This window comes from Cryobacterium sp. Y50 (genome assembly GCF_002929805.1).
Classification (GTDB): Bacteria; Actinomycetota; Actinomycetes; order Actinomycetales; family Microbacteriaceae; genus Cryobacterium.
This window is the reverse complement of the sequence record NZ_PJJM01000094.1, coordinates 83,395-107,467: the sequence shown is the minus strand read 5'-3', so window position 1 is coordinate 107,467 and position 24,073 is coordinate 83,395. Positions and strand designations below refer to the sequence as shown.

24 protein-coding genes are annotated in these 24,073 nt (G+C 63.0%); 6 read left to right on the top strand and 18 right to left on the bottom strand.

What is annotated here, in order from left to right:
• Positions 1 to 765, top strand: coding sequence for a hypothetical protein (locus tag CXY73_RS12540; protein ID WP_104177895.1), 765 nt, complete (start codon positions 1 to 3; stop codon positions 763 to 765).
• Positions 766 to 1,200: 435 nt separating this feature from the next.
• Here CXY73_RS12540 and CXY73_RS23325 read toward each other — a convergent pair whose 3' ends face one another.
• Together CXY73_RS23325 and CXY73_RS12530 are read right to left on the bottom strand one after the other, a co-directional pair.
• Positions 1,201 to 1,413: an ATP-binding protein gene (locus CXY73_RS23325; protein WP_304529283.1), complete on the bottom strand. Its 213-nt coding sequence runs from the start codon at positions 1,411 to 1,413 to the stop codon at positions 1,201 to 1,203.
• Between the two features lie 285 nt (positions 1,414 to 1,698).
• Positions 1,699 to 2,754 (bottom strand): DUF4238 domain-containing protein, encoded by a 1,056-nt coding sequence (locus CXY73_RS12530; RefSeq protein WP_158254116.1) that lies wholly within the window; start codon positions 2,752 to 2,754, stop codon positions 1,699 to 1,701.
• A 320-nt stretch (positions 2,755 to 3,074) separates the two neighbouring features.
• Here CXY73_RS12530 and CXY73_RS12525 point away from each other — a divergent pair, with 320 nt between their 5' ends.
• Positions 3,075 to 3,470, top strand: a complete 396-nt coding sequence (locus CXY73_RS12525; RefSeq protein WP_104177893.1) for a hypothetical protein — start codon at positions 3,075 to 3,077, stop codon at positions 3,468 to 3,470.
• Positions 3,471 to 3,647: 177 nt separating this feature from the next.
• On the opposite strand, the gene CXY73_RS12520 is transcribed toward CXY73_RS12525, so the two are convergent.
• The 10 genes from CXY73_RS12520 to CXY73_RS12475 form a co-directional block, all read right to left on the bottom strand.
• A complete protein-coding gene (locus CXY73_RS12520; RefSeq protein WP_104177892.1) occupies positions 3,648 to 3,986 on the bottom strand; it encodes a hypothetical protein in 339 nt (112 codons plus the stop codon).
• A 162-nt stretch (positions 3,987 to 4,148) separates the two neighbouring features.
• Positions 4,149 to 4,811 (bottom strand): hypothetical protein, encoded by a 663-nt coding sequence (locus CXY73_RS12515; protein WP_104177891.1) that lies wholly within the window; start codon positions 4,809 to 4,811, stop codon positions 4,149 to 4,151.
• A gap of 419 nt (positions 4,812 to 5,230) precedes the next feature.
• Positions 5,231 to 5,473: a glutaredoxin family protein gene (locus CXY73_RS12510; RefSeq protein ID WP_104177890.1), complete on the bottom strand. Its 243-nt coding sequence runs from the start codon at positions 5,471 to 5,473 to the stop codon at positions 5,231 to 5,233.
• 256 nt (positions 5,474 to 5,729) lie between these two features.
• On the bottom strand, positions 5,730 to 6,794 hold the full coding sequence (locus CXY73_RS12505) for a hypothetical protein (RefSeq protein ID WP_233198306.1): 1,065 nt from the start codon (positions 6,792 to 6,794) through the stop codon (positions 5,730 to 5,732).
• A 4-nt stretch (positions 6,795 to 6,798) separates the two neighbouring features.
• A complete protein-coding gene (locus tag CXY73_RS12500) occupies positions 6,799 to 8,271 on the bottom strand; it encodes an ATP/GTP-binding protein (protein WP_104177889.1) in 1,473 nt (490 codons plus the stop codon).
• Positions 8,268 to 9,938: a hypothetical protein gene (locus tag CXY73_RS12495; protein WP_104177888.1), complete on the bottom strand. Its 1,671-nt coding sequence runs from the start codon at positions 9,936 to 9,938 to the stop codon at positions 8,268 to 8,270. The genes CXY73_RS12500 and CXY73_RS12495 overlap by 4 nt, the downstream gene beginning before the upstream one ends.
• Before the next feature lie 133 nt (positions 9,939 to 10,071).
• Positions 10,072 to 11,322, bottom strand: coding sequence for a hypothetical protein (locus CXY73_RS12490; RefSeq protein ID WP_104177887.1), 1,251 nt, complete (start codon positions 11,320 to 11,322; stop codon positions 10,072 to 10,074).
• Between the two features lie 11 nt (positions 11,323 to 11,333).
• Entirely contained in the window at positions 11,334 to 12,029 is a 696-nt protein-coding gene (locus CXY73_RS12485; RefSeq protein ID WP_104177886.1) for a hypothetical protein, read from the bottom strand.
• Positions 12,030 to 12,037: 8 nt separating this feature from the next.
• Entirely contained in the window at positions 12,038 to 12,367 is a 330-nt protein-coding gene (locus CXY73_RS12480) for a pilin (protein ID WP_233198305.1), read from the bottom strand.
• 19 nt (positions 12,368 to 12,386) lie between these two features.
• Positions 12,387 to 13,571 carry a ParA family protein gene (locus CXY73_RS12475; protein WP_104177885.1) on the bottom strand — a complete coding sequence of 395 codons (1,185 nt, stop codon included), beginning with the start codon at positions 13,569 to 13,571 and terminating at the stop codon, positions 12,387 to 12,389.
• A 617-nt stretch (positions 13,572 to 14,188) separates the two neighbouring features.
• On the opposite strand from CXY73_RS12475, the gene CXY73_RS12470 reads away from it, so the two are divergent.
• The gene (locus CXY73_RS12470; RefSeq protein WP_104177884.1) at positions 14,189 to 15,124 is read left to right on the top strand and encodes a DNA-processing protein DprA; all 936 of its coding nucleotides are present in this window, start codon (positions 14,189 to 14,191) and stop codon (positions 15,122 to 15,124) included.
• A gap of 27 nt (positions 15,125 to 15,151) precedes the next feature.
• Here CXY73_RS12470 and CXY73_RS12465 read toward each other — a convergent pair whose 3' ends face one another.
• The gene (locus tag CXY73_RS12465; protein WP_104177883.1) at positions 15,152 to 17,065 is read right to left on the bottom strand and encodes a hypothetical protein; all 1,914 of its coding nucleotides are present in this window, start codon (positions 17,063 to 17,065) and stop codon (positions 15,152 to 15,154) included.
• The gene (locus CXY73_RS12460; RefSeq protein WP_104177882.1) at positions 17,062 to 17,799 is read right to left on the bottom strand and encodes a hypothetical protein; all 738 of its coding nucleotides are present in this window, start codon (positions 17,797 to 17,799) and stop codon (positions 17,062 to 17,064) included. The genes CXY73_RS12465 and CXY73_RS12460 overlap by 4 nt, the downstream gene beginning before the upstream one ends.
• 822 nt (positions 17,800 to 18,621) lie before the next feature.
• On the opposite strand from CXY73_RS12460, the gene CXY73_RS12455 reads away from it, so the two are divergent.
• Entirely contained in the window at positions 18,622 to 19,965 is a 1,344-nt protein-coding gene (locus tag CXY73_RS12455; protein WP_104177881.1) for a hypothetical protein, read from the top strand.
• A gap of 61 nt (positions 19,966 to 20,026) precedes the next feature.
• On the opposite strand, the gene CXY73_RS12450 is transcribed toward CXY73_RS12455, so the two are convergent.
• The 4 genes from CXY73_RS12450 to CXY73_RS12435 form a co-directional block, all read right to left on the bottom strand.
• On the bottom strand, positions 20,027 to 20,413 hold the full coding sequence (locus CXY73_RS12450; RefSeq protein WP_104177880.1) for a hypothetical protein: 387 nt from the start codon (positions 20,411 to 20,413) through the stop codon (positions 20,027 to 20,029).
• Positions 20,414 to 20,455: 42 nt separating this feature from the next.
• Positions 20,456 to 20,818: a single-stranded DNA-binding protein gene (locus CXY73_RS12445; RefSeq protein WP_104177879.1), complete on the bottom strand. Its 363-nt coding sequence runs from the start codon at positions 20,816 to 20,818 to the stop codon at positions 20,456 to 20,458.
• Between the two features lie 438 nt (positions 20,819 to 21,256).
• Positions 21,257 to 21,685 carry a hypothetical protein gene (locus CXY73_RS12440; RefSeq protein WP_146071745.1) on the bottom strand — a complete coding sequence of 143 codons (429 nt, stop codon included), beginning with the start codon at positions 21,683 to 21,685 and terminating at the stop codon, positions 21,257 to 21,259.
• A gap of 163 nt (positions 21,686 to 21,848) precedes the next feature.
• On the bottom strand, positions 21,849 to 22,058 hold the full coding sequence (locus CXY73_RS12435) for an AlpA family transcriptional regulator (RefSeq protein ID WP_104177877.1): 210 nt from the start codon (positions 22,056 to 22,058) through the stop codon (positions 21,849 to 21,851).
• A gap of 104 nt (positions 22,059 to 22,162) precedes the next feature.
• Between CXY73_RS12435 and CXY73_RS12430 the strand changes: the two genes are divergently transcribed.
• Together CXY73_RS12430 and CXY73_RS22825 are read left to right on the top strand one after the other, a co-directional pair.
• Positions 22,163 to 22,762 (top strand): helix-turn-helix domain-containing protein, encoded by a 600-nt coding sequence (locus CXY73_RS12430; protein ID WP_104177876.1) that lies wholly within the window; start codon positions 22,163 to 22,165, stop codon positions 22,760 to 22,762.
• Positions 22,763 to 23,302: 540 nt separating this feature from the next.
• Positions 23,303 to 24,013 (top strand): site-specific integrase, encoded by a 711-nt coding sequence (locus tag CXY73_RS22825; protein WP_233198304.1) that lies wholly within the window; start codon positions 23,303 to 23,305, stop codon positions 24,011 to 24,013.
• Positions 24,014 to 24,073 lie beyond the last annotated feature (60 nt).

Here is a 24,073-nt window from a genome sequence, read left to right as displayed (position 1 = left end):
ATGAGTTCCGAGCGATTCCTCCCCTTAGCGCTCAAGCACCTCGCGCTCATCGCCTCACTCGCGGCAGTCGCCCTTGCAGTCTTGCGTGTGTTCTTCTTTTCTGGGTTTAGCGTTCCCGTTGGCCTCGCGGTCTTGGGCGTTGCTGATCGCACTTCAATTCTCGCCTCCACCCTGCTACTCGTTGCGGTCGCATTCGTTCCGGCGTTTATGGGCTTGGAACAACCTCGAGCATGGGTCTTGGCGGGAAATGCAGATGGCGCGTCTCTTGCCGTTAAGTTTCGAACGGCTTTAATCTGGCTCCCACTCTCTCTTTTCATCATGAGTGTCGCTCCGGTGTTAGTATTCGCCGGAGTCTTGCTGGGCACCATCCTTGGCCATCTTCTTAGTCGTTGGTTGCGAAGCGCGAAGAAGCAGGATCAGGCTCAGCGGCGGGCACAAGCTGTGGCCAGGCGAGCTGGATGGGCTTGGGCAACGTTCACGGGTTTGCTCCTGACTCTCGTGCTCCAGCAGCCTTGGACGCCGGTCGAACGCATTCAGCTGTCAGGCTCGAGCACTGATTTTGTGGGCTACGTGGTGGGCGAACAACTCCAGTTCACCCTTTTACTAGACCAGAAAAAGAGACCGGAATGGACCGAGTCCGAAGACATTCTCAGGCGCGAGATCTGTATTCCGGGCTCTAGGAATTGGACCTCAATGACAGTCGTCGAATTGCTGAAATCTTCTGCTGGGCTGCGGCTGCCGACGTGCCCATCTGATGCACCCTAGGACCTGAGTGTTAAGGACCATAAGGATCTGCCCAATGGCGGCCACGGCAAATTCCCGCTGGTGGCTATGAAAACTGCCCGCTCATGGCCGACAGATCTGCCCACCAGGAGTTCGGCCGCGTTGGCCATTCTTGGAGCGAGTGTTAGCTCATAGGTGTCACGCCTTGCCCGGCTAGGGCCTCCGTGAGGTGGATCGATTCGCCCGACGCCTGAGACGTAAGCGTGGTGCAGGAGCACGTCGACGGTCGCTCTGGCGAGGGTTTTGGGCATGAGCTCGTCGAATCCGGCAGGATGCAGATTCGACAAGACGGCGATAGTCCAGTTTTCATCGGCTGCGTCAATGAGGCGATAGGGTCCCTCGGCCGCGTCCGTCCCGACGGCGAGCAGCCCGATGTCACGATCACGATGAGGTCGGAGCGGAGGATGCGCGGACGACTCAGGTGATGCTGTCGTCCGCGCGGTGGGCGCGCATGAGTGCACCGAGGTCCTCGAGGCGGAACCACGCCACGCGCATGCCGGCCTCGACGACTTGCTGGCCGAGGGCTTCGAAGAAGAACGTTTTTCCGGTGCCGGAGTGCCCGTAAAAGACAAGGTTCTCTTTCCGGCTGATCTGGGCCGCTGTCGTTAGCTGGCCACTGCGGCGCTTCATCGCCAGGGCCTGACGTTGTCTACGGTCGGAACGCCCTGACCGACAGTGTCTCGCGCAGGATCTCTGGGAGCTCGGTGTCATCGACCGTGCCGCCAAGAAGTAAGGGTACGAATCGGGATAGGGCGTCGAAGCCGCCTTCCAGCGAAACCTCCGCAATGGGGGTGTGTGAGGGAGATGTTCCCCTCACCGCGTGAGGTCGCCACCTGGCGGCGGCCGCACCCGGTGTTGGCGGCTCGGTGGCATCGTCTCGGAGGGCCTTGGGGCGACCTGTTGGGATGAGAACTATCAGCGCCACCAGCGGTGAACAGGACGAATGGGTGCCCCCGGCTCATTTCGCCAGCGTCGGCCAACAATCAGTTCATGCAGCTCCTTTCCGTCACCACCCTTCGAAACGACTCGCCGTTCGCCTGCCGGAGGCAGCGGAGGCACGTGCAACTTGCTCGTCAAGGTCATGCTTGGTCGTTCGAAGGCGTACCGGAACGCATTTCCGAGAATCGCTTGATTGAGGTCAAGAACCTCCGCAACAGTTAGCTCCTCAGATGCGTCCAAAAGAACTGGGACATCATGCCGGAACATTGCAAGAACAGCTGTCGGGGCTAAAGGCAGAACGATTATCGGAGCGTTGGCCGCTCCGAAGCTACCTGTATCTGCTCCGAGATAAGTGTCGAGGGCGACCACCGGCTCGTCGCACGTCACTAGCCTTGCAGGAGTGCGGTAGACGACCAGCTTTCGAGTGGCTAGATACGGGATCAACGATGACGCCATACTCGCCGAGTGCTTCACCTTCAACGCCGTGAGCATCGGTAGTTTCTGGGGGTCGTGCTGCATGTCCGTTAGCTGCGACCGCATCGTCGCAACTCGCTCTGCGGTCGCTTCAAGTCCACTCCGCTCGAGCCGTCGACTTAGAGATGCGTCACCTCCCCACTCGTATTTGATGACGTGGGTTTGCAATTGATTCCATTGCAACCCGCGCCGGAAATTCACTCCTCGGGTCATCTGAAGCGCGGCGTACCAAAGGAGCTCACCTTCAGACTCAACATCAAGTTCGGAGGGTTGGAGCGAGTCGTCGAGCAAACGCCGCGTAATTCCCGCGACCTTGCCTTCAAGAACGCTCAGAAAGACTTCAAAATCAATCGCGGTACCCCACTTGAAGGTGCCCTCTTCCACCCGGTAGAAGTCCGTCCGTTTCGCCGCTTTTTCGGGTGGGGATGTAAAGGTGTACTTAGCGTCGATGTCCGTACTCCGGATCATGCCGCCTTCGCTCCAACGCTCGAGATAGAAACGCGGCACAAGATGGTGTTTTCTAGGCTCCCTACCGCCTGCCACCATTGCCGCAGCCATATGTTCGATCTCCAGAAGTACCGGATGATTCCGAATTACTCGGTTTCCCCTACGTTTTGCCATGACTCGAACGTATCGGGCTCACTTGATATGTGGAGTCGACGCGAGACGAAGATGGATTCGTGATGCAGACGAGCGTGTAGGGACTCGACCATGGCTTTCCCGAGGAATACGAGAAGCGAGTCCCTGCCCATTCAACGTGGCTGGGCTCCTGCACGCTGGGCTCATCGCCTTGGAGGCGGACCCATCTTGAAACGCGAATGCGCAATGATGGACACCGAGTCCGGCACTGGCGCCGACCGCAACAAAGGAGGATTCCCGTGCCAAGCTTCAACGAGCGAGACAGCAGCTACTCCAACGTCAACAGGATCGCAGATGAGCAGGGGTTGATTTGGAATGGACAGTACGGCTCACCGTACGGGATCGAAGGGCTGATCTCACCTGACAAGCTCGACGCCGAATTTATCGGCCGCTTCTCACACCTGTTCGACCACACTCAGCGGTTCAAGCCCCGTGGCTCTGGAGCAAAAAAACCGATTTTAGCCATCACGTCGCCCTACCAAGAAGACAACGACCAGCTCAGAGCAGAGGCCCAACAGTTTGCAGACAAGTTCGATCTCGGTGTGCGCGTCAACGACCCTCGGGACCGCGTCTACAACGTCGAGAGCACAATTCCAATACTTTTCTGGCGCACCGACCTACACGACCTGGTTTGACAGCAGCTGCGCGCACGGGGACGGCGCAGGCTCGGCAGCTACACGGAACGGTGTCGTCTCGAATTTAGCTCGATGCGCCAACTAGCGTCTTACGGATGGACACCAAAGAGCACAAAGTGTCACAGCCACATGCCCGCGGCGCTCACGCGTCCATCGGGGTGAGCCCAATTGAGCAGGTCAGGAATCCGCCAGGATCTCTGCGAGCTGGGTGTCGTCGTCGCTGTCGCCGAGGAGCAGGGGTAAGAATCGGGTGAGGGCGGCGAAGCCGCTGGCCTGGTCTGGGTACACGCCGAGCGACACCAGGTGTGTGCTCCCGTTCGCGGTGGTCAGCTCCACGCACGGGTAGTGCTCTTCCGGCGCGATTCCTTCTCGCACAGCGTCTGCGAAGGCGTTGCTGTCGAGTTGCTCTTCGATCGAGACGACCTGGTCGAGGTTGATCCAGACATCGTCGGCGCCAATGACCGGACGGGAGCGGTCGTGTCCGTAGGTGGTGACGGCCAGTTTTAGAAAACGCATGAGGGTCCTTTCGCGACGGTTGGCCTTGACGCTAATTCGCCAACGCTGGCGGTCGCCGCCGATCAGGCCAGTCTGTGGATAACGTCGCGCGGTGGGGGTGAGTGAGGGGGAGGTTCCCCCTCACCGGGTGAGACCGCCGCCTCGCGGCGGTCTCACCCGGTGTTAGTGGCTGGTGTTGTCGAGGGCGGCGAGGGCGATTTCCAGTGCACGGTCGTAGCTGATTCCGGCGGGTCGGATCGAGCCGGGCACGAATCGTTGCGCCTTGGGCAGTCGAAGCGTCCCGGAGTATCCTTCAGGCGCGTCCTGCAGGGGCCCGTAGCCGGGGCGCAGGAGCAACCACTGGCTGAAGGGCTGGTCGGCGTCGTGGAGGACGGCGGCACGAAACTTGGCAGTCGGGTTCAGGCACTGCGTCCAGAAGCGGTCGGCTTGGCCTCGGGCTGTGAGGCGTTCACTCACCGGGCGGGGCGTCACACCGGGGGCCGGCAGGCGCTTCATAGTCGCGGCGTGCACGTAGGGACGGAGCCGGGAATCGGCGCGAGCGGGAATGTCGTTGAGGGCTGCTTGGGCGGCGCGTTCAGCTCGTCGTGCGGCGCGGTGCGCGGCGGTGTCGTCGGCATGAATTCGTGACCACTCGCTGGCTTCTATGACGCAGCAAATGAGGTTCCAGTCGAAGCTGTAGAACCGGAGGAGGGCGTCTCGGTCGCGCTGAGTTCTGGGGCTGTCGGTGGTCGTGTATCGGGCAAAGAATGCGTTGGCTGCTTTTCGGTCTGCTGCTATGTCGTCGCTGGTGCGTTCGGGACGGGTGGTGACGGGGAACTGGGGCATGATTCTCTCCGCTCAACTGATTTTTTTTGCCTGGCTGGCAAGAGAATCGATAGAGAGCGGGAGTGCCGAAGTGCACGGCTGGTCGGGGGAAATAAGGGAGCGTGCGACCGCGCCCGAGCAGGTGGGCACGTAGGCACGGAAGCGAACTACGATGACCGGCCAGACAGACAAAAGAACGAAAAGGACGTCCGCGCAGCGGTCCAGGACCCGCAGGGTCTCCCCTGGGTGCCCCCGGGGTTGCGTCTCGTGTTAGGCAGGGTCTCCGAAGTGCGGCCACCGATTCACGGGGTTGAGCACGCCGCGGTTTACGAGCGTCCGCGCCGAGCGGCGCTAACCGCGCTGGCCGCTCCACGCCCCGCTCCTGCTTCCCTGCCAGACAGGTGGCCCTGCTGCCGGGGCCTCATCGATCGGCCCGGTGGCTAGTGGCCGATTTTGGCGATGAGGTCGGGGCGGAAGCCGGCCCAATGGTTGTGGTCGTCAATGACGACGATGGGAGCGCTGCTGTAGCCGAGTTCGTCTTGCACGTAGGTGAGGGCTGCGGGTGTTTCGGTGAGGTCGACGTCGGTGTAGTTGATGCCCTGCTTGTCGAGGGCGAGTTTGGTCATCCGGCAGGGCTGGCAGTTCGGTTTCGTGTAGACGATGACGCCGACTGTTTCGTTCATCGCGGGGCTCCTTTCACTCACGCCTTGGGGGTGGTGCTGTTCGGTAGCGGAGGTTCGCTGTGCCCGGGAGGAAGTGACCATAAGTGCGGGACCGATTGGTGGGGCCAGTGGGTGAGGAAATAAGCGACCGGAGGGAACGCCGAGCCCAGTTGTCCCACCGGTCGGCACCTCGTGCGCACGTTGGTCAGCGCCCGCCCGGGCCAGCATGCTCCTTGAACGAACAGATACCGCCCTTGACGTGGGTGGGGCTGCGCGGTTATCCAACGGTCATCGGATCGTCGGTGAACGCGACGTCGAGGTGCAGGTGATTGCAGGTGTCGTTGAACTGGGTGAAGTGCACCAGCGCCAGGCTGATGCCGGCCTCCCGCCGGCAGTCTGCCTGCCCGATCCGCGCCCCGGTGGGCATGACCGGGTCGAGCAGTCCGATTAGGCGTAGGGACTGGCCGTCGGCGCCGGTGAGGCTGCGTCCGCCGAGGGAGTAGAAGTCGACGGCTCCGTCTCCGCCGTTGATCCAGTGTGACGATTGGGTGCCGGCGCCGAGGAGTTGCCCGGTGCATTTGCGGTTGATGTCGCTGACGCCGACCTGGTGGAACTGGTTGACGGCCAGGACCATCACCTGCAGGATGCGGGTGTCGATCCCGCAGTCCGGGACGGTCTGCCCGGTGGCGATCCACCGGATCTCCTTCAGATGGTCCGGGACCAGGCCGCGCAGCTGCCCGTTGTCGGCGGCGGTGACGAGCTGCTGAGCCAGCCCGACCGCATTCCTTCCACCGACACCACACGTCCCGCCGGCGCTGGCGGTCAGCGCGGTGACGACGTCGGTCGCCGGCGCGAAGAACGGTGCGTAGTGTTTCGGGTCGGCGTTGATCTGCACAGCGGATGCTGCCGTCGACGGCGTCATTGTCTCCCACCCTGATAGCGCCACTAGGCGTTGGAAGAACAGCCGTGCCGCGGTGGCGGGGTCCATCCGCTCCGCGAGGGATCCCCAGGTGGCCCGTTGTTGGAACAGGCCACGACTGTCGGGGCCGGCGGTGTCGCCGTGGTCGAGGTTAACCAGGCTCGACTCCCCAATCGCCGTCATCACCCCGAGCGATTGAGCCTGCACACTGAGTCCGAGTTGGGCGCCGGCGTTGATGATGTCGGCGGCGTTGGCGAGCTGGTCGCCGCTATACCCGGCGACAGCCGGGTGCTCGGCGGCGTCCGCTCGGCTGACCATGGCCAGGCCACAGGTGGTGCCGGTGCCGGAGGAGAGGGCGACGGTGCTGCCGACGGTCAGGAGCAGGCCGGTGAGGCTGGCGGCGAGCAGTTTGACCAGGCCCATGATGTTAGAAGATGGTGCCGACGGATAGGCCCTCGTCGGTGTTGGTCAGCTGCCGCTCCCACTCGGAGCGGATGTGCTCCACGTGCGCTTCCGGGTGCGACCCGAACTTGAAAATGTAATGCCCATCCGCCAGCGTCTCGATGGTTCGTGCCGTCTCCGGAGCGAACCCGAACGTTTGCTGGCACCAGAGGGCGTCTTCGGGGCGGGACTGCCGGTAGACGATGACGGTTTGGGCTTCCTGGATGATGGCCATGCCGGGTGAGTCCTTGGGGATGTCGGTGCCTTTGTGCATGACGAACACGTTCGAGATGCCCAGGCCGCGGGAGAGTTTTTGGTTGGCTTTGATCAGCTGCGCTGACGGCCCGCCGATCATGTGCCAGCCCTCCTCATAAACAACGGTGGTCGCGGAGTCTCGTTCGCTGCGCAGCCGGCCCAGCATCCACATGTTTCCAATCGCCATCACCACCGGCACCGCCGGGCCGTCATCGGGCAGCTGCGAAATATCAAACGAGGTGAGCTTGCCACTGAGGTCCACCGCTGCAGATGTTTCTCCGTCGAGGAGGCCGGCGTATTCATCGAGCAGCCCGTTCAAAGTCCACTTCACGGACAGGCCTGCCTTGTGCAGGTCGTCGCGGGCGGTGACCGACAGGGTGCGGTAGTCGTCATCGTCGACGACGAGGCCGAGGTTCGGCAGCACGTCGGCGAGCACCGGCGCCCGCCCGTGGGTTTGGCCGACGGTGCGGCGCAGCGCCGCGCGGAGGGCTTCTTCTTCCCATTCGCTGAGGGGCTGATCGCCGCGAGCGATTCGGGTGACGATGTTCAGCAGTCGTGTCTGCCCTTTGACTCCGGTGCCGCGGGCGATCATCGGATCGAGCAAGTTTAGGGTGGTGCCGGTGCCGTCGGTGGTGAACCGGATCGGTTCAAAGCCATAATGCCGCACCACGTTGGAGTACTCGCCCTCCCCATTCTGATCCTTCTTGTCAAACACCACCCCACGCCGCCCCTGCAGCAGAAGCGGGCGGACAACGTAATTGCACTTTGTGTGCGAGCTCTTCCCGGCGCCGACGTCGCCCATCACGATCACGTTCGGACTCGACACCTCCCGCGGCTCGGAGTTGTAGGCGGTGACGGGGTCGTGGGAGATCGTCGTCCGCGACAACACGTCCCGCCCGTTGACGACACCGCGGGTGCCGGTCGGCGGGCCGATTAGCGCGGTGTTCAGGATCTCGGCCTGCCGCGTCGTCGTCGGCGCACCGGCCAGGGCGGGCGCATAGAAGCCGCGGCGCGCCGCCGCAGCTTGCGTGCGCAGCGGCGTGCCCGGCAGCGCCCACGGCACAATCTCCACTGCAGCCCGACTACCGGCTGCGTCGAGCCCGCCGGCTTCGTCGGCGGGCACCTCGACGGGCGGCGCGAAGCGGCGCAGCACGGGCAGTGCCCACAACCTTGAGCGCGAGCTGAGGGGGTCGGGTGTGGTCATGTGAGGGCTTCCTTGTCGGATTTGCCGGCCAGGCGGCTGTAGACGCGGGCGGAGAACGACGGCGCGGACGCGACCAGGCCGCGGCCAATCGGCCACGTCGTGCCCGATGCCGCGGCCTGATACGAGTCGAGCCAGTCCAGGCTTTCAATGCCGAGGCCGGTGGAGCAGGTCTCCTCGAGCTGCCGCGACGCCCGCGCCAGCTCTTCCCGGGAGCGGACGGAGATTGTCACGAAGCCGATCCAGAGAGCACCGTGGTGCTGCGACCCGGACACGAGGTCTTGCCGGCGACGGCGGGCGGCCGTCATGTGCACGTCGGTGTCGTCCGTGTCGAGCTGCCCGGCCTCCCTGCGGGAGAGGGCTTCGGCGGTGTCGCGGACCAGGTCTTGCCGGGCGGCGACTTTCGCCTCCGACGCCGGCACCAGGTGAAGGTGAAAGCTGACCGAGCGGATGAACTGGATGTCCTTTCCGATGAGCAGATCCAACACCCACAGCTGAGTGCGAGCGGCGGTCGCGAGCGCTTCGGCGCGGATCGCGGCGGTGCGATGCCACCACCGCACCGGCAGCCCGGTGAGCGGGTCGATGCTGTCGACGATGTGCGCGGAGAACTCTTCCTCCGCGGGTTCGCCGACCCGGTTCGGGTGCACATCAGCGACGAAGTCGATCGGCCGGGACGGGTTTTGCTGATGACGCACCACCGCCGCCACCTGCCGCGCCGTCAGCACCTCCACTCGGCCGATCTTCGACTCCGTCAAACCACGTTTGGTGGAGGCTATCTCCTGCCGCATCAACGCCCGCCATCCGTCTCGGCCGTCGCCATACTTGGCAGCGGCGTCAAAAAATGACGGTGTGAGGGGCCAGTTGACGGTGACGAAGTGGCGTTGCACCATCGCGTCGTTCCCGGTCAGCCGCAACACCTCCTCGTAGGAGGCGACCGCATCGACCGGCGCCGCCGGGTCGAGGTTGTTGAGCACCCAGAATTCCTGCAACGCAGTATCGGCCGGCAGCACCCGGGTAGTGATCTGCACGTCCTGAACGAGGACGGAGGGGACGGCGCAGGCAGCGAGGAACGCTCCCCAGCCATGGGCGGCGCGCGCCATGACGCTGGCCGATTCAATCCCGCGCAGCTGACCGCTGACAGTGAAGGCCACCGACAGGTAGCTTTGCTCCCCGACCGGGGCATGCCAGGCAATGCCGGGCTCGCCCCTGCCGTATTGCAGCCAGCCGAGTCTGTCCGACCCGTCCGGGTTCGCCCGCATCGCCACCACGGCCCGGCCCGCCTCCGCAGCCGCCTCCCGGGCTGCCGGGCCTTTCGCTGCACGGGCGTCGGTGAGGGCTTGCTGGAGCTGGTCCCACGCGCCGACTTCGTAGGGCTCAAACCTGGTCGTGCCCGCCCAGGTGCGTTTCTTCCAGCGGGCTCGTTTACGCCGCCGGTCGACGATTGACCCGCGGTGTGTTTTCGCTGTGACGAGGAACGTCACCCCGCAACTGACTGCTGCCGCTGCGAGTGCGGGCCAGCCGATCAGTGGGGTGAACACCATCCCGAACACGAGCGAGCAGGCCAGGAAGATGATCCGAGCGCGGGAGTGCGTGCCGCCGAAGAAGGAGCGGTGCCCGCTCTCCCCACCCAAATAGCGAATAACCGTGCGGTTTCGCAGGTCCGTCATCATGTGTGATCTCCTCCCAGGGTCGGGGTGTCATCCATCGACTCCGTCGCCTGCTCTCCGGCGGTCTGGACCATGTCCATGCCTTTGCCGACGGCCTCGACGCTCTTGTGCGCCGCCGCGATCCCCGCCGCCGCGATCAGCGTCGGGACGCCGACGACCGCGCCCGCGCCGGTCGCTGATTCCGCCGTCCCGGCGGCGGCGAGCCCGGTCTCAGCCGCGGTAGCCGCTCCGCCAGCGGCCGCACTTGCCCCGGCCGCTCCCGCGGTGGCCGTCGCTGCCCGGCCGGCGCCGATCGGCGCGCCGTCCCCGGAGCTGTCGAGGACTCTGAGACGCGCTCGGTCGTGGAGTCCGTGGACTCTTTCGTCGTCGTCGAGGAGGTCCGATCCTGGCTGGAGGGTTGGCCGTAGCGTTCGGTGGCTTCGGTCATGTTCTGCGCCCCGATGTGTTTCCCGACGTCCACGGATGGACCGGTGGTGCCGCCGAAGGCCATCGGAATGATCGGGGCGAACTTCATCAGCAGCAATGGCGAGAGCGCGGCCATCAGCAGCCCGATGATCGCGACCATCAGGGACACCATCGATTGCAGGCCGAAGTTGTTGCCGAACGCGCTGATCTGGTTCGCCGTCATCGAAAAGGCTAAACCCAGCAGCAAGAACAGCAGCGGGTGGGCTGCGAGAATCCCTATCCACAACGCGGCGATCTTCAAGCCGAAGGAGCGCTTGTTTTTGTCGATGATCCACACCAACCCAAGCGGAAGCAACACGCCGGTGAAGTAGAGGGTCACCAGCTGAACGAGCAACATGAGCAGCACCAGGAAGAGGGCGAGGATCATGCAGATCATCAGGATGACGCCCATGACGATTCCGCCGGTGATGCCGACTGGGTCGGCCTGCTCAATCATGGTGGTGAACTGCCCGGTGACGGTATTCGCTGTGCCGGTCAGGCCGGCCGCGACGAAGACGTCCGTGAGGGAGTGAAAGAAGTTGATCAGCATGATCCCGAACATTGGGCCGAACATGGCCCCGAGAAGGAACGTTCCAAAGTACAGTCCGACGGACTCGACCAGATCGCGGCCGGCCTGGGCGCCGCGCGCCGTTCGTACAGCTTGCGGGATCAGCAGCAGTACGGCGACGAAGATCGCCGTAGCAAAGCTAATCTTGTAGGCGCTGATGAACCAGTCCGCCGTCAAATCCGGCAGCGTTGCACTGGTCAGCGCCGGCATGATGTCACGGCTCATCCCCTGCGCCGTGTCGCGGAGCATCTTGAATGTGTTTCCCCACGGGTCCGACCAGTAAGACACCACTCCGGCGGCACCGTTGATGGCATTACCTATGCCGCCCACGAGATCTCCGAAAAATCCTGGGTCATCGCCGGGCGTGGTCGCCATGCCTAGCATCGTCAGCACCCGCTCGTGAAGGGTTCACCGATCGAAAACAAGTCCTCCGTCGTGCGTGTCCCTTCAGACTTCGCAAATTTCCACGCGCCGTTTTCCCACCGGGCGGTCACGGTAATCGATCCTTTTAACGTTGGGCTCATGGCCCCTTGTATGACGAGCCCCGTACCGATCGTGGCGACGACTTCGTCGTTCGACGCCGATTCGATGTGCCACACACCAGGAATGGTCGACAGGTAGTATTCCGTCGCGTCCGGCACGAGCCCGCCTGAGACGTTCGGATTGTTCGCGAAAAACTCTCGCAAATCCTTCGTCGGAACATCAGTGGCGAGAGCGCTTGCCGCGACAGAGTCTGCATCGTCTGACGACGGGTAGGGGTACTGGTGTAGCCACCGTACGAAGGCGGCGGCGTACTCGACGGCCCCGCTGCTCGTGTGCGACGCGGCTTTCTGGGCGGCGAGGACCATGGCTGCGTCTCGTGTTTCGCCGCCGAGGCATCCGGTCGGCTCCGTTTCGACCGGTGCAGTGCTCGGCGACGGCGTGCTGCTCGCTATCGGCATTGTCGGCTCGGCAGTAGGTGCGGCGGTGTCGGCTTGGCTGCCGAAGTAGACGGCGCCAGCGATGATGAGTGCGCCGATGAGGATGGCGGCGCCGACGATCACGGGCCAGGTGCGGCGGGTGGGTGGTGCGGTCGCGTGCACGAGTGCTCCTATCCGAAGACGGCGAGGATGGCGCCGACGATCACGGCGAGGGCGGCGAGCACCCCGAGGGAGATCCCGGCCCACATGGCTTGGTTGCGGGCGGTTTTGTATTCGTTGGGGTTGCCACCGCTGGAGGCGCTGGCCATTTTGATGATGCCGATGATTAGGAACACGATCGCCAGGATGATGCCGATCCCCCATACCCCGGCGAGGAGCTTCTGCCAGAGCAGGGTGAATTCCGCCCCGAAGATGGTGAAGTCCGGCAGGATGCCGTCGAGCGGGTTGTCGATTGTGCGCACCACGGTGCCCACGAGGGTCTGCAGGGGTTCTGTGAGCATGACGGTTCGCCTTTCGCGGCTATCGGACGGTGGCTTGCAGGGTGCGCACGACGCCCGCGGCCGCTGCGGCGAACGCCCGCCGCGTCTGTGGAGCGAGGTGATCGAGGGTGATCTGCCCGCGCTCGGCAATGTGCGGGTCATACGGGATGGTGAACACCTGCTCGACGCCAGCGTCGGCGATGATCTGGTCGACGCGGTCGACGACCTGCCGGTTCTCCGGTCGGCCGTCGGTCAGCCGCAGGATCGTGGCGTGGTCGGCCAAGCTCGCCGCCTTGCCGCCGGCCGACCGCAGTACATCGAGCAGCGCAACCGCCTCCAACACCGCGTCCCCGGCGTTGAACACCGGAATCACCAACGCATCGGCGGTATCGACGGCGCCCTGGAACGCTGAGGAGGAGGGCTGGTTGCCGCTGTCCATAATGCGGATGCCGTAGTACTGGTCGACGACCGCCGCGACGGCCATCACATCCTCATGGGTGAGGCGCGGCCGGCGACGGACGGTACCGATCACGGACGCAAAGGAGGTTTGCGGGGCTGTGTAGCCGGCGAGTTGCCCGGCGCTAGTGATGGTGTCGACGTCGCGGACGAGTTCGCCCATGCCGCGGGCCGGGTTCCCTTCCGCGCGGAACGACAGTGCGCCGGGGTCGTCGGATACCTCGAGGATGCAGACTGATCCTCCGCGCGCGGCGGCGAGGACTCCGCCGGCGATGATCGCCGACGGCGTTTTCCCGACGCCGCCCTTCTGGTTGGCGACCAACACGCTCACCGCGCGAGTCCATGTTGCCTGCCGGATCGTTTCCTCATCGCGGCGCAACGCTTCGGTCTGTTCGCGCTCGGCCAGCTCTGTCGGCCCCGGCGTCATCGAGAACCCGAGGCGGGAGAGCATGCCGCGCAGGCCGCGCTGCGCGCCCTGCGCCTGCGGTGCGGTGGAGAGCAGTCCGAGGTCGTGATCGGAACCGCCAAACAGGTCGGCCAGAGCCGGCTCCGACGGGTTTCCTGCCGGCCGCTGCGGCGTCGCGGTGGACGGTGCAACACTCTCGTCGACGGCTTGGCGTTCCGGAAGCGGGGCGACCGGACGTTCGGGGGTGGGGGCATCCGCTTCGATGTAGCCCTGGGCACGTGAAGCGCCGCGAAATGCGGTACTTACGGGTGGGTCAGTGTGCTGGTTCGTGGTCTGTGTTGTTGCCTGATTCTGACTGGACACAAGCAAATTTCCCTCTCTAGGACCCCATACGGTGCTCGTCAATCACCACGACGACACAGCGATTGGAATCAGTCATGGGGCTAGCCGGGCGTCGGCGGATTATGGCAACAACCGGGCATATTCCTGCCAGCCATGCTGTCGTATCCGTTCGAGCGGACCGGGTGTGCACCGTCACGATTCCCTTTCTGTGCAGCGTCGTTGCCGTCTAAGTCGAGAGTAATGCTCACCTCTGACATTGGTGGTGACACACCCCCAGAAGACAAAAAATACCTTCAAAAATCTCGGCCACAACGACCGCCCAGTGCGCTTGGTTGTTCAACCTCTGTGCCGGCACGCGCGGATCGCCGGACCGCGCAAGGACCTATGTGGAAGCGGCTGGCGCCGCTGCGAACCTCATATTTTGATCCGCGTTCGCGGCCTGTTTTTCAAGGGCTTGTTTGACCTTTCCGGCCGGTCATCGTAGCTCGCTTCGCGCTTGCGTTCCCAGATTCTCAGACGCGGTCGCACGCTCCCTTATTTCGCCTGAGATTCTGGGCACTACAGCTCTCCCGCTCGCTATCGATTTCTCTCGCCGGAAGGCAAACAAAATATTCGGTCCAGGAGAGGGAACCACCATCATGACCATCGCTGCGGTTATCGACACCATCAGCACCGACACCACCGTGAGCAGTCCCATCAGCCACGACACCATCGCACGCACCGCCTGGGCCACCATCGCCGAACCCGGCGACTCCCACGTTTGTGCACTCATCGCACGGTATGGGGCCGACGCAGCCCTGACCGCCCTCCTCAGCCTCAACGGCGATACTGCGGCCAGCCAAGACGGGACCCTCGCGCAGCTGCGCGCATCAGTCTTGCCTCGATACTCGGTTGACCGGGTCGTCGACACGATCCGCCTCACCGTCGCAGGCGGGTACGAGTTGCTCACGCCATCACACCCGAACTGGCCGGCGTCCGTTGCCGATCTCGGAGAGACAGGACCGTTTGCTCTCTGGGTGCGCGGGGACGCTTTGCTTCTGAGCGCGCCGAGCGTGGCGCTGACGGGCACGCAGTTCGCGACTCCGTACGGCAAGCACGTCTGCGTGGACCTGGCCTCCGGTTTAATCGAGCGCGGCTGGGCGATTGCCTCCGGCGCCGCTCGCGGCATCGACGCTGCCGTCCTCTCCACCGGTCGGGCATTCGCGGGCCGCAACGTGGTTGTTCTCCCCATGGGCATGGACGACACCTTCCCTGCGGAAAACGCGGAGCTGGTCGACGGGGTCGCGACGCGCGGTGTCGTCGTGAGTGAGATCCCACCGGGATGCACGCCCTCGGCGTGGCGGTTCCAACGTGGCAACCGACTCCTTGCGGCGCTCACAACCAAGACCGTCATCGTCGAAGCGGAGTACGAGTCCGGGCACCTCCACACCGCGGAGACCGCCATGAAACTCGGCCGACCGTGCGGCGCCGTGCCCGGGAGGACTTCGACCGCGTCCAATGCGGGATGCGACCGGCTCATCCGTCACTACGGCGCCCAACTTGTCGCCACCATCGACGACGCCGACCGACTCTGACCCTGGCGGGAGCGCCGCCCGCATCGGTCAGGCGGCGCTCCCGGATTCATCCGTCTCGACGACGTCGAGCCGCACAACCCTCTCGTCAGGACCACGCTCGACATCAGCCGGCACCGGCACCGGCGTGACTGGAACGGATACTGGTGTCTGCAGTTGCCGGTTGGGCAGCGCTCGGAACGGAGCGATCGCGCCGCCCTGCACGATCCAGAACGCTCCGTCCGCCGCTTCCCGTACATCTTGCGGCGGTATGACGTAGGTGTGTTGGGCGCGGGCGCTGCCAAGCTCCTCGCCGGTGGCGCGGCCGGCGGATTCCATCCGCATCACCGTCCCGGCATACTTCACCACATCTTCCGGGTCTTTGGACCGGCCAAAGATCAGCGCCGCGCCACTGGTGAGTGCACGGCGACGGCGGACCTCATCGTTAGATAGGCCCGCCGGGCTCTGCGTCGCGAGGACTAGGCCGACGCCGGCGCTGCGCGCCGTCTCAAACAGGCTCCCCGCGGTATCACCCGGGTCCTGCGCACCGGTCACCAGCTGGGGGAACTCGTCAACGATAACGACCACCGGGGATTTGTCGCGCCGCTCCAACCGGGTGGCGAGAAAGTTCCGCAAGTCCAGCAGGAGCAGATCACCCAGCCGCGCCTGGGCATCGTCGACCGGCGACAGCGGAATGACCGTCACGTCAGCTTTCGGCGCGTCGTAGGACCAGCCGTCCTGGCCGATCCAGCGTTGCATCGGCCGCAGCGCCACAAGTAGGCTCTGCAACGCTCGTGCTCCCGCGGTCGACCCGTCGCGCTCCACGCGCTTGTTGATCAGCGGCAGGTCGTCTGTGTTGTCGACGAACCGGGCTGGGTAGGTTAGCCGCTCGCGCAGGTCATCGATGCTGCGCAGCGGAGACCCGCCTTGAACCATTTGCAGCACCCCACGAATCTCATCGAGATAATGCTGGTTTGCACCGTCAGGGACAGGCATCAGCCGCATCAGCTTCGCCGTGACCTGGTCGCCGGTGCCGTTGAACAGGTTCCACGTACCGCCGGTTGTCGCGGTGCGGTCGTAGGTCTCGGCGACAGCGACCAGATTCTCGGCGTCAGCCGGGTCACCTTTCGCGTCTATAACGAACACGGGCCACCCGTATTCCAATGCACACAGCACGAGCCCGTTGATGAGGACGGTTTTGCCGCTGCCGGACTCAGCGATGATCAGTGCCCGAACCGACGATGCCGTCGGCGGCAGTACCAGGTATTTTCCGGTGGCATCGACCCAGTCGCGCACCCGGCGCATGTCATAGAAGCGGTCAGCGAGGGTCCGAACCGTCACGCGGCTCGTCACCCCGAACGCCTGCCGCTGATCTCCCACGGCCAGCGGCACGGTGACCGCTTGGCGGGTGGTGCCGACGATGCGGCCTGTCTCGGCCTCGAGGCGCACGCCGATGCGGCGGGCCACGCTGCTGTCGGCGGCACGCTTGCGTGCGGTCTCAATCTTCTCCTGCCGCACCACGTTCGATACCCGCCGGGACCGCACCTGCTCGGCGATCTTCCGCCGCCGCAACGACCACGCCGCCGGCAGCAACAGCACCCCGGCAAAGAAATTCGCCACCACCCACGGACCAAACATCGGCCAAAGCCGCCTCCACCACTCAGCGCCATCAAAGAATTCGGTCGCGGCCCCGGAGCGGATCCAGTCCGCCAGCAGGATTGCCTCCCAAGTGAGGAGCGCGGCTACGAGGAGGATGCCGCCGGTGTTGACTGTCCACTGCCACCGCCACACCACCCAGAACCGGGTCTTCGTCGCGATAACGTCGCCGGCAATCCGGCTCACCACGACCGGCACGACCAGAGGCAACGCAATCAACACCATGACGACCGCGAACGCGGCGCCGAGCAGCCGCGCGATCGTGTCGCTGGTGACGTCCGTCTCAACCGGAGCGGCCGTGTCGCTCATGCGTGGGCCTGCGTCGATTCGCCCCACCCGCTGCTGCTCTCGAGCTCCGCCACGAGGGCGGCTCGTCCGTGCGCTGTCGCGTAGGCGCCGGCGCCCAGCTCGGCGCCGGTCCAGTACCCGCGTGCGTCGAGGGAGTGTTGGGAAACGAAACGGGGTCGGTCGGTGCGGACCAGGTGCTTGTCAGCCTCCCGTGTTACCGCCCGATCAGCGTCCGCCGTGCAGAAATACGCGATCCGATCAATCCCCTCATGCGCCAAGCGATACGCGTGGCTCTGACAAATCGACTGATACCGCTGCCACGTCTTCGGCGTCAACTCCACCTCCACCAACTCGACAACCCCGTCCCGCTCGGCCAGCCCATCGGCCTGATGCTCGCGCACGCTGTTCGGTTTGCGATCCCGCCGCCACGTGAACCCCTGCGCCAGATAGCGCGCCGAAACCGTCGCGACCGCTACCTCGTGCCGCGTCGTCTGCCGAAACAGGTTCGGCGCCGGCTTCCCAATCGCCAGATACGTGGCCCACACTATCGACCCGTCCCGATACGCAACCCGGCCCCGGTCGAGCAATCCAGTCCCGATCATCCGCGCGGCCCACTGCTGCGCCCGCCGCAACGACACCGGCTCCCCGGCACCAGACAGGGCGCCCAACGCCCACCGCACGGCGTCCATATCGGCTAGCCGAACAACGTCCAACCACGCCAAAAGTGCCTCGTCGCGCTCCGTCACCTGCACCATCACTCAGCTCCAAACTGACAACGCTTCAGCTTTCCACCACGATTCTGCACCCAGCTACCGACACAGCCCCGCATGCCACACCGCACATCATCGATTTCACCTCGACGGCGTTATCGCGTCTGCTCGTCACTTTTTCTTACCCGATTGCCTTCTATTTTTCTGCCGTCAGCTCCCACATCTTCGGCCCGCCCTCGCTATCTTTTCCTGTTCCCTTTTCTCACCTTTTCTCATTTCTTCTCTGTCTTTTGTTCTTGGTCTTTCTCTTTTTTCTTTTCAGTTTTTTTCTTTTTTGTTTTTGTACTTCTGTTTTTTCCTTCTTTTTTTTTCTTCTCTTTCCCTGTCCCACCACCTCCCCTTTACTTCCCAACCTCCTACACACTGAGGAACGATGGGTGTGGGAGGTTGGGAAGTAAGCGCAGCGAGGGGGTGGCGGTGGGACAGGGAAAGAGACCCCCTACTTATTCGTTTACCTATTCGCTACCAGTGAATAGGTAAACGAATAGGCGAGCACCCTTGCATCGCTTGTAATCAAGACTGACTACTCGCATGTCACCACTACCGGGGGTGCCCGTGAACTGGTCAAGCGTGTGTCTATCTTCTCAATGTCTCAGACGATGCAGCGCACTTCAGCTCAACGGTAGGGATATCAGGAACGACCAAAACACTCCGACACGAATCGCGCCACATGACCCCAGACAGAGGGTGTTTCCTGGTATCGCCAGTCCAGACGTACGGTCTGCTATCAAGCCAGCAGAGGAAGTGCTTTGGCGCTTCCTGGCGGGCTGTCCTCCCCCGCTCCCTAACCCGGCCTAGGATTTGCTCATGGTTCTTTTGAGCGAGGTCTTCGGAATTAGTGCGCATGTCGACAGTCAGTCATACGTCGACCGCGGCGGTTTGGACGCCACGTTCACCCGCGCATTAAACGCTGACAAGCATGTCGCAGTTCACGGCGGTAGCAAACAGGGCAAGTCATGGCTGCGAACTAAACGACTTCCCGACAGCTCATCCTTGCTCGTTCAGTGCACTCCGGCCTCGTCGGCGGCCTCGCTTCTACAAGAGGCCTTGGGTCGACTTGGCGTAAACGCGACCTTGACCATGTCGAAGACGCGCGACATTGGAGGCACTCTTGATTTCTCCGCAGCTGCGGAACTCGGAAAGATTCTCGCGAAGCTCAAGGTCGATGGATCTCTCGGAGGATCGGTGTCCACCAGCACCACGACTGAACTTGCACCTATTGGGCGAACTGCCGCCGACCTCCTCTGGGTGTCGACGACAATCGCCGCGTCAAAGAAGCGACTTGTGCTCGAGGATTTCCATTACTTGAGCGAGGACGTGCAGCGTGAACTCGCATTCCTGTTCAAGGCGATGGGGGAATACGGCTTGTTTGTGGTTGTGGTTGTGGTTGGCGTCTGGCCGCAGGATCACATGTTGTCATATTTCAACGGTGATCTCGATGGGCGCATAGAAGACATCAAGCTCACTTGGGCTGATATCGAACTGGCGAGCGTTCTAAGTCAAGGCGCGACCGCCCTGAATATTGAGTTCGACAAAATCCTTTCGGATGAAATAGTGCGGGAGGCCTCGGGCAGTGTCGGCCTCCTGCAACGCCTCGCGGAACAAGTCTGTATTGCAGAGTCGATATTTGCGACCGTGCCAGGGCGGCGTCGGCATGTTGCGGCTGGGGCTAGCTATTTGTTGGCTCGATCTGCGGTGGCAGCCCAGATGCAAGGTAGATTCCAAACTTTCGCAGACAACTTTGTCCGGGGAATGCGCAGATTGCCAGAAGGGCTGGAGGTCTACAGGCATCTCCTCCAAGCGTCGACCGACGCGACAGATCCTGAACTGACAGACGGGCTCGACTCTGCGATTCTGCTGCAGCGCATCCTCGTGCAAAGTGGCGGCGAAGCGATTCGAGCTTCCGACTTAACGCAGGCACTCGATCGCATCGATAAACTCCAAGTCAAGATTGGCGTCAACCCTCTCGTCTTGACCTACAGCCGCCCGAACCGCAGCTTGTTTCTCGCTGACCGATCATTTCTGTTCTTTCGTCGTCACGGGGCTTCAAATTGGCCGTGGTCAGAGGGGGAACCAGAGATATTTAATGATCTCTACGTGAGCCAACCACTCGACATGGACTTTGGTCCTGAGGCGGCGCCCACTTCATAAACCCCGTCTCATGCAGTTGCACTCAGACGACCTGAGAAATGGGCCACTACACACCTTCGAGTCAGGCACTAGCTCCGGCGGCATTCTTAGATTTGTCGAACCAGCGGACGACGCTGTTGGCGTTGTGGGCTTGCAGGAGGGCATCTTCGACGATGCCGGCGAATTGGGCGGCATCTCGGAGGCCGAGTTCGGCACGGGCGACTCCGGGTGCGCAGCCGGCGCCGCAACCGTCTTCACCGTTGTACTCGACGCCATCGACGACATTGCTGTGCCAATTCGCGAGCTGGTCGTAAACCTGGCCGAGGGAGCGTTGGGTGGCCGTCAGGCATCCGAGCAGCAGGTATGAGTCGTAGGGCCGGTCGATCGCGCGCGTCGCGTGTGCCAGGCTGCGTGCGGTGTCAGCCAGCTCGTTCGCCCGGGTGATCAGCTCGCTGTCGTGGTCGTTCATTGTGGTGCTCCTTTCAAGATGTGTGCGGCCCACCCGAGATGCCTATTCGGTGTCGGGCTTGGAGTTGCGGCGCACGGTGGCGACGGCCCGGTTGAGGTCGGGTCCGACGTTGTCGGCGTCAATGACCCGTCCGTATTGGCGTGCCTGATCGTCGCCCCAGCTGTCGGTGTGCTCGCGACCGACGACGATGACGGGGTCGCCCTTGTGCAGAGTGGCGGCGACGTTCTGGCCGAGCTCGAACTTGGCTTCCACGAAGTGCGTGGTTGCGGCGTCGTGGGCGAGCCATTTGCCGCCGCGGTATTCGCCGGTGTTTTCGATGACGCGCAGTTTGGTGATTTGGATGCTGCCTGCTGTGACGACCTCGGGGTCGAGAGCCAGGTTGCCGATGATGGTGCGTGTGGTCATGAGTTCTTCTCCTTCGATGGGTGGTTCGCTGACTTGCTATGGGATGTCGTTGGCCTTGGGTTCTTCGACCAACTGTTTTTTGTGCCTTCCGGCGAGAGAAATCGATAGCGAGCGGGAGCGCCGCTGGTGCCCGGAATCTCAGGCGAAGTGAGGGAGCCTGCGACCGCGTTTGAGATTCTGGGAACGGTAGGCGCGCAGCGAGCTACGCTGATCGGCCGGACAGGTCACAAATTGTGTTTTACGCGGTGTCGCATCGAGCCATTTGTGGCTGCGATCGAGTGTCAATCGGGCGGCGTATTTGGCAAGTTATCCACAGGCGTTTTTCGCGCGCGCGTACTGTTAATATTTTGTTTGTCCTGTTAGTACTGTTAGGGGGGCCGGTCAGCGGCCCCCCTATAGGGCCAGATCTGGCCCCCTATCGGTACGCTAAACGGCCCCCTACGGGGGCCGTTCACCGGCCCCCAAACTTCCGCGCCGAAGCATCGGAATGACGTTAGTTTCATACCCTCGGTGACCGCCCGGTTTTCTGCTATCGACGAGCAGATTGAACTCGGCGTTGTGGCCCCGATGGCCTGAGCTGACTCTCTCGATAGCGCCGCTGGCGACGAGTTCTGCAATCGCCCGTTTGACCGAGTGATATGCAGACTCTGATCCGTTGTCAGGAGCCAGATAGCCCAGGGCGATCGCCGATGATTCGCGGGATGCGAAGTACCGGCGTGGCGGTTGATTGCCGGGGTTGTCGGTGTCGTCCCAGCTTTCCAGCGCCATGTGCAGCAGCAGACGGGTCGCCGCGTGCCCCAGACCCAATCGTGCAGCCACGAGAACGGCACCCTTCGCCGCATAGAGGCCCACAGCGCTTTCACCCACCAGGTCGGGTGCGAAGCGTTGCGAGTTGGCAGAATTTCAGTACTCTGGTCATAGATCAGATCCTTTGCGGGTGTTCGATCTCTGCCCCGGGGTGCAACCCGGGGCTTTTCCTTTGGCCTGCCACCGGCCCGCCTTTTTGGCGCTGGCAGCAGGAAGAGCGGCCTCACCGTGCCACGAGGGCGGGTTCGCCGGTCTGCACTTGGGCGCTCGCCTCGACCCAGGCGATGATCTCGGACCTCTTATAGAGAACCTTCTTCGGGGTCGGCTTGTAGAACCGGGGACCGCGGCCGTTATAGCGCAGCTGAGCCAGGCCGCCGACAGTCAGACCGGTCAGTTCCGCCGCGACAATCGGGAGAACGAATTCTTCACTCATCACTATTTCCCTTCGTTGACACGAGACACTTATTATCTCGTGTTGCGATCACAATAAAACGCTTCTGACTGTTTGACAAGGGTCAATCCCTGTACGGTGTCGACATGACAGGTTTTGTGAGGCAGTCCGGAATTGGCGAGCGGATCCAAGCCATCCGGAAACGGCACGGCATCCGCTCCGCCAAGGACCTCGCCGACCTCATGCCCGGCGGCAACGTCACCGAGGCGATCCTGCAAAATCTCGAGGCCGGCCGCAAACAGGACCTCTCGGTCAGTCAGCTCCTGAACATCTCCCACGCCCTACGAGTTCCACCGGTCTTTCTCCTGGCACCGATCGGACGCCCACAGGACCCGCTCGACCTGGTCAACCTCAGCGATACCTTCGCGGGCATGACCGTCGCTGAATTCGATGCCTGGATCTCCGGGGAAACGAATGGCACCTACCGGTGGCGTGACCTCACCGAACGCACCGAACGCTCCCAACTCGAGGCCATGCGCGAACTCCTCGCCAGCCTGCGCGAGCGCCACCGTCTCACCACCAACATGGTCATCGAGGCAGAACTTACCCCGCCCGGCGAGGTCAACACCGGTCCTGCGATCTGGGACACCACCCAGGAACGACTTGCCGAGGCAAACCGGCGCATCGACCAGATCAGCAGCTATCTCACCGACGCGGGCTGGGACCTCGAAGGATGGGTCAAGTAGACCGATAAGTCCGGGCCGAATGACTGCCGGCTGGGACCTCGAAGGTTGGGGCGGCTAAGCGCACCATCGAGATGTCGGTGGGTGCGAGGAGAGTGAGTCTAGAATCACGATCATTGAGGATCCCGAGGTGAGGTCATGGGAACGATTTCGGCGTACGAGACAGCCTCCGGCAAGCGTTACCGTGTGCGGTATCGCAAACCTGATCGTTCGCAAACCGATAAGCGAGGCTTCAGAACCAAACTTGAGGCTGAGCGTTTTCTCGCGTCGACGGAGGTATCGAAGTCGCGTGGCGAGTTTGTCGACGTCTCGACCGGGCGCATCACAATTGGGCGGCTGGGTGACGATTGGCTGACGCACCGGGGTCATCTGAAGGCATCTTCTGCTCGGCCTCTTGAAATTGCTTGGCGCCTGCACGTAGCGCCGCGGTGGGCGGCAATACCGGTCGCAGACGTGCGCTACAGCGACGTGCAAACGTGGGTCACGGATATGCATCTCGTGCGAAAGATGAGCCCTACATCTGTGCTGCGCGCCTATGGAGTCTTGGCCTCGATCCTCGACGTAGCGGTACGTGACCGCCGCGTGCTGTCCAACGCTGCGCGCGGCGTGAAGCTCCCTCGAAAAGTGGGCAAGGAACATATTTACCTATCCCACCAACAGGTTGCTCTCTTGGCCAGCCACTGTCCAAGGAACAGCACAATGGTCGAATTCCTCGCGTATACCGGCCTCCGCTGGGGTGAGATGACAGCACTTCGAGTCAAAGACCTCGACTTTACCCGCCGACGAGCAAACGTGCATCTGAATGCTGTGGGTGTGGGCGGGGCCTTCGTGCTCGGCACACCCAAGTCGCACGAGTCCCGCAGCGTCCCCTTTCCAGGATTTCTCTCGGCCCCACTGAAGGAATTATGTACCGGCAAAGCGGCAAACAGCCTGGTCTTCGGCACTGGCATCGCGTTCGTTCGACCGCCAGATAGCCGCCGCGGCTGGTGGATGGCGGCGCTCAAGAAGTGTCAGATCGACGATCCCAATTTTCCGTCGATCACCCGTCATGACCTCCGGCACACGGCGGCAAGTCTGGCGATTTCGGCCGGCGCAAACGTGAAAGCCGTTCAGCGAATGTTGGGGCACTCGTCCGCCGCGATGACACTGGATACCTATGCCGACCTCTTCGACGATGACCTGGATCGCGTCGGCAACGCCCTCGACGAAGCGCGCACGCGTTCCACGACGACGTTTGGTTCGACTTCCGTCTAGTTTCAACCAGCTCACCAGCAACGCGGGGAACGACCGCTCTGCCGATCCGGGATGCCGAAA